The sequence below is a fragment of the Enterococcus sp. BSD2780061688st2 D3 genome (genome assembly GCF_005844145.1).
Classification (GTDB): Bacteria; Bacillota; Bacilli; order Lactobacillales; family Enterococcaceae; genus Enterococcus_B; species Enterococcus_B durans.
This window is the reverse complement of record NZ_SPHN01000042.1, coordinates 1-5,132: the sequence shown is the minus strand read 5'-3', so window position 1 is coordinate 5,132 and position 5,132 is coordinate 1. Positions and strand designations below refer to the sequence as shown.

General features: G+C 37.7%; 3 protein-coding genes. All 3 read right to left on the bottom strand.

Features of this window, described 5'->3' with window-relative positions; translation table 11 throughout:
- Nucleotides 1–201 precede the first annotated feature (201 nt).
- Nucleotides 202–1,848, bottom strand: coding sequence for an IS1182 family transposase (locus tag FGQ66_RS14725; RefSeq protein ID WP_010731468.1), 1,647 nt, complete (start codon nt 1,846–1,848; stop codon nt 202–204).
- A 281-nt stretch (nt 1,849–2,129) separates the two neighbouring features.
- Nucleotides 2,130–4,508, bottom strand: a complete 2,379-nt coding sequence (locus FGQ66_RS14715; protein WP_138302647.1) for a pLS20_p028 family conjugation system transmembrane protein — start codon at nt 4,506–4,508, stop codon at nt 2,130–2,132.
- A gap of 51 nt (nt 4,509–4,559) precedes the next feature.
- Nucleotides 4,560–4,874 (bottom strand): hypothetical protein, encoded by a 315-nt coding sequence (locus FGQ66_RS14710; RefSeq protein ID WP_225610594.1) that lies wholly within the window; start codon nt 4,872–4,874, stop codon nt 4,560–4,562.
- Between the last annotated feature and the right edge of the window lie 258 nt (nt 4,875–5,132).

Sequence of the window (5,132 nt, the reverse complement as noted above, 5' to 3'; positions counted from 1 at the left end):
ATTACAGAACACCAATCGAAATATTTTTGAGCTATGTACAAGAAGCATTTTATTCTAGCTTAATTTGACAAATCATAAAACAATTAAATCGGTTTACTCGAACAACAAATTCTGTAGCTTGGTTTAAAATGATTTCCAAAGCAGAGACCGCGGAGGACTGAGCATCTAAAAAAATAAAAGGACCTGGGACAAAAAGGTTCTTTAAAACAAAAAAGCATACACAAAAATCTGAAAAATGATTTTGTGTATGCTTTTTTTGCATTGTTCTTCTCTTTGTTTGACGAATTTGAGGTGGTATTTCCTCAAATTCGTTGCCATTAATGCAAATCCGAGTTCATTTTTGACCTTTTCTTTTCCTCGAACTGATAATCGAGTGAACGACAAAATAGCCTTCAGGTGTCCAAAGGCAGTTTCCACATCAATTTTTCTACGACCATAAATCTTTTGGGTTTCTTTTTCTTGCAATAATTTTTTGACCACTGTTTTATAGGATTCCCAAGTCCAATTTTTTTGAATCCTCCGGTTGAATCCTTCTTGGGCTTTTGTGCATAGTGATCGAACTGGACAATTTGAACAATCTTCACATTCATAATAACTAATATGACGGGTGAATCCATACTTGTCATTTCTAATTCCATTGTATTTGAAGTTCAATTTCCGTCCTTCTGGGCAAATGAATTGGTTACTCATTTCATCATAGTCCCAATTATTTACTTGAAATGGATTGTTTTTGTATTTTTTCTTTTGTTCCTTTTCGTACATGCCATAAGTGATTAACGGTGTGGATTGAAATTTTTCTAGAACGTTCATGTAATTCTCTTCGCTGCCATAGCCTGCATCTGCGACAATAAATTCAGGCAACGGGAAATACTCCTTTTTTAAAGTGCTCAAAAAAGGAGTCAGTGTTCGAGTGTCAGTTGGGTTTGGAAACACATCATAGCCAAGAATATATTGATTGTTGGTGGCAATTTGTAAATTATAGCCAGCTTTCAATTGACCGTTCATCATGGAATCATCTTTCATTCGCATAAACGTCGCATCAGTATCTGTTTTTGAATAGCTATTTCTTTTCCCTAAAATTTGATAGTGCTTCTCATACGTAAGCACACGTTCTTGATGAGATGTAAAATGATTATAGAATAATTTTGGTGCTTTTCTTTCAAATCGGAGATCTTTACGAATCGCACCACATGGCTCATCCGCCATTTTTTGATTGAGTTCTTCAATCGTTTGTTCCAATGAGGTTAAGATAGTCTGGATGTTTTCTTTGGACAAATTTCCTTCAACTTCTGTTTGCAGGGCAGGAATAATCTTTTCTTCAACTAACTCGTGATACGCAGCCAAAGATTTTTCCTCTAATTTCTGATGGTATCGCTCGACAGACTTTCGCCAAACAAAAGTAAATTTATTCGTATTGGCTTCAATTTTTGTTCCATCAATAAAAATAGCTTCTTCATCAATTTCATTTTCCGCAATTAATTGCGAACGAAATTGAACGAAACACTCTCTTAATAAAGGCTGTACAGCTTCATCCACTCGAAAACGATTGATGGTTCGATAACTTGGCTGGTAACCTTGAGCTAACCACATCATGCGAAGACTATCTTGAAGGAGTGCTTCAATCCTGCGGCCAGAAAAAACCGATTGCGTGTAAGCACATAGAATTATCTTTAACATCATTCGTGGGTGATAGCTTGATGCACCTCGTTGGTGTTTCAAGTGTTCAAAGGCTTCTTCTGGAATGCTTTCAACCAAATGATGAACAGGATAAGCAATATCATTTTTGGGGATTGTCTGCGTTAAATCTAAAGGTAAAACTAGTTGATCTGTGGTATAATTTTTGTACATAAGAACCTCTCCTTTACGTATTCGTTTTGTCGCTTATGTTGTATCAGAAGGGGTTCTTTTGTTTCAAAAGATAAGATAAAACCGGCGCAGGAAATCAAAATTTCCTACGCCGGTTTTTTGGTTGGACTTTGGATTTTTGTCCCAGGTCCTTTTTGTCTTGAAGTTTCTTTTTGATATTAGCAAGACACGTGTATAACACGTGCCACTTTCCGTTTTCTTTAAGATGGGACTTTCAGCCAGTCGGCCTTCAATACAATGGACATTTAACACAAGATCTCCTCCTAAATATAATCATCGGCATTTACTTTATTCATGGATTGATAGATATCATAGTAATCATTTTCTGGTGTCACACTCGACTCTTTCAAGTATTTGGTGGCCAATTCTTTTGGTGTAGAAAGCTCCTTCGTTTTTGATTCAACCGTTGGAATATGATACGTTGGTGCCGTTGATTTTTCTGCAGGTTTCTGGCTAGTCACCGATCGATGGTTCGTTGGTTGTACTGATTGTTTGATCGAACCTGATTTTGGCTCACTCCGTCTAGCAGGTGTTACCGTTGATCGATCAATTCCTCTACTAGGTGATTGTTGCACTATTTGAGTGCCAGCACTGGTAGACGATGGATTGCTTCGTTGTACGATCGCAGCTGTAGAAGGACTCACACTTGTAGTCCGTTCAAATGCCACAGAAGCTCCTTCAGGCGCTTGTTCAGTCGATTGAATAGATGGACTTGGCGCTGCTGCAGAAGTGCCGTAAGACGTTTCTGGTGCGGATCGTTTCACTTCCTGATCGTTAGCTCTCTGAGTGTTAGTCGGATTTCCTTCAGATGCACTCGGATTGTTTGACTGTTGCATATTGTTGTTCTGATTGACTTTGTCAGTCGCTGCTTGGATGGCGGCTTTTCTACTTGGCGTCTGAAGCGGCGGAATGGTCGTTCGTTGGACTTTTTGTGAATCGGTCGTTTTCCCCGTTGCCAAACCATTCGCACGATTGCCGTTGATAGGATCGATCGGTGATTCGGTTCGATTGCCACTTTCACCCATATGTTTCAACGCTTCAGCTGAAACATTGCCAATGCTTTTTCCATCTGGTTCTTTTCCTTCAGAAACAGTGCTGGAAGAAGCAGAAGCGTTCATTGGTTGATGCGTTGTTTCTGGTGAAAGATTGGTTCCTGAAGGCAGCTCTCCATTAGCAGAAACCTGATCCTTGTCTTGAACCGATGGATTTATCTGATCATTTGGAACCGCTGATCGATTCGATCCTTGCGTTTGTGTCACCGGCTCTTGTTGGTCTTGCATGCCAAACGACTGTCGCATGTTCGCTGCAAATTCTTTTATACTTTTTGTGGAAGATCCATTGTTTCCTGGAATAGTAGACCGATTCTGAATCGATTTATCATTGTTATTTTCGTGTACACCATTATTGACTCTCATACGGCTGACTGCATTTCCGGCGTGCTCTTTAATACTACTACCAGCATTCACTCCACCTTTTACAGCGCTTGTCGCAGCTTTCGCAGCAACTGCTGTACCAACCATAGCTTGCCATCCTGAGCGAAGCCCAATATCCAACCCCAGAAATTTCCCAAAGAAATTTGGGCCGTCGATCGTAATTCGGACACCAACAATACAAAGTACTAAATATGGAAGAAAATCGACATCAAGATTACCTATAAATGAAAAGTATAACTTAAAGATACTCAAGCTAAACCCTGTCAACATAATTGCTAACAAGCTGTTCCCAATATCCAAAAGGATTTTTTTTGTTCGTTGACCGGTTTCAATATCAGAAACAGAAAGAACTGGAAACATCAACTTTGCAAATAGTAGCTCAATCAAAGACGTTGCTATGATGAACGCAGAACATACAAAAGCAAAAGACACTGTCAATAACGACAATGTTATCGTGCCTGTCTTATACGTAAAGCGAAATTTTCCCTCTTTATAAAAGTCAAACATACCGGACTCAATTTTTTCTGCAGTAATTTTTCCATCCTCATCTGTTTTAGTTTTATACTCTAAATAAGAGACTTCGTCTTTATTTTGTGCATTTTCTGCCATTCTCGACAATTTATCAGATGTTATCACTTCCGTAAGATCTGTCATTTTAAAAGCTTGTTCTGATAGATTGTTTTTTGGTGTTCCTGTTTCACTATTAAGACGAGAAAATCCATTCTTAGAAGCATATTGTAAATCTGCTAAATTCTCTTTCACAATACTATAAGAAAGAGTGCTTTTCTCAGTCGTGTCTAGATTTTTTGTTTCTCCATAAACTTTTTGTGCAAATTCCGCACTAGATGTAATCACCCCAGGAAGTTGAACACCCAAACAAACAAAAAGGACAGCCCTGAAAAGGCCTGCCTTTAGATCGACTCGCTCGTTTAAAATATATTTATAGGCAATAACAATAATCATGATAATCAAAACCGTTAGGGAGACTACCCGCATGCTTGTATAAATTTTACCTATCGTCCCATTATCAAGAAAACTAAAGACCTTAAATACTTGATCCAGGATATCTTCCACTCCGGAAGCCAACTTGTACAATCCTTTAATCCAATTACTGCTAATCCACTTAAATATATAGCTAAACAAGTTAGCATCTTGGATCCATTCACTAAATTTCTGTAGAAATTCCGTTGCTTTTTCCGTGTTACTCACCTTCCAATCGTATAAAAAAGGAGCCTTGAAAAGGCTCCCTTTACTAACATTCTATTGTTTATATTCTGCTACAAAATACTGAGGATCTTCATCGTAAATTTCTTTTACCTCTTCTAACGTAGAGTCTATTTTAGAGAAATTTTTTGAAACAGGTACAAACGCATAACCATTGTTCTTTTCATCAAAAAAAACATTGAAATCTTTGGTATCCGAAGTAAAACTATCTAGTACATCGAATATACCGTAATCTTCGCTATTTGCGATTCGGTAATGATACAAGCCGTTCTCTTTTTCTTCTACAGAATATTCCATTGTTTCAGAAATTCCCTTATCAATATTGGAAACAGTAAGAGAACCATCTTTCATTTTTTCTATTTTGAATTCTGGATCATCAGAAGGAGAATTCGACAAATAATATGACTGCTCTTCTTCGAAAAGGTCTGCAAGCTTTGATTGAGAAGAATTTGAGCACCCACCTAAAAGAAAAATACTACTTAGTACCAATAATAAACTGGATAGGCTACAATTAACTAGACAGAAAAATTAGGGTGTGTAGACTAGAAGAAAACATACCAGGAGGAATTTTTATGTCTAAGAGAACACGAAGAACTTTTTCACAAGAAT

Bases quoted from the DNA above. Each gene is read 5' to 3' on its own strand.
- FGQ66_RS14725 (WP_010731468.1), bottom strand. From the start codon at position 1,848: ATGTACAAAAATTATACCACAGATCAACTAGTTTTACCTTTAGATTTA.
- FGQ66_RS14710 (WP_225610594.1), bottom strand. From the start codon at position 4,874: ATGAAAGATGGTTCTCTTACTGTTTCCAATATTGATAAGGGAATTTCT.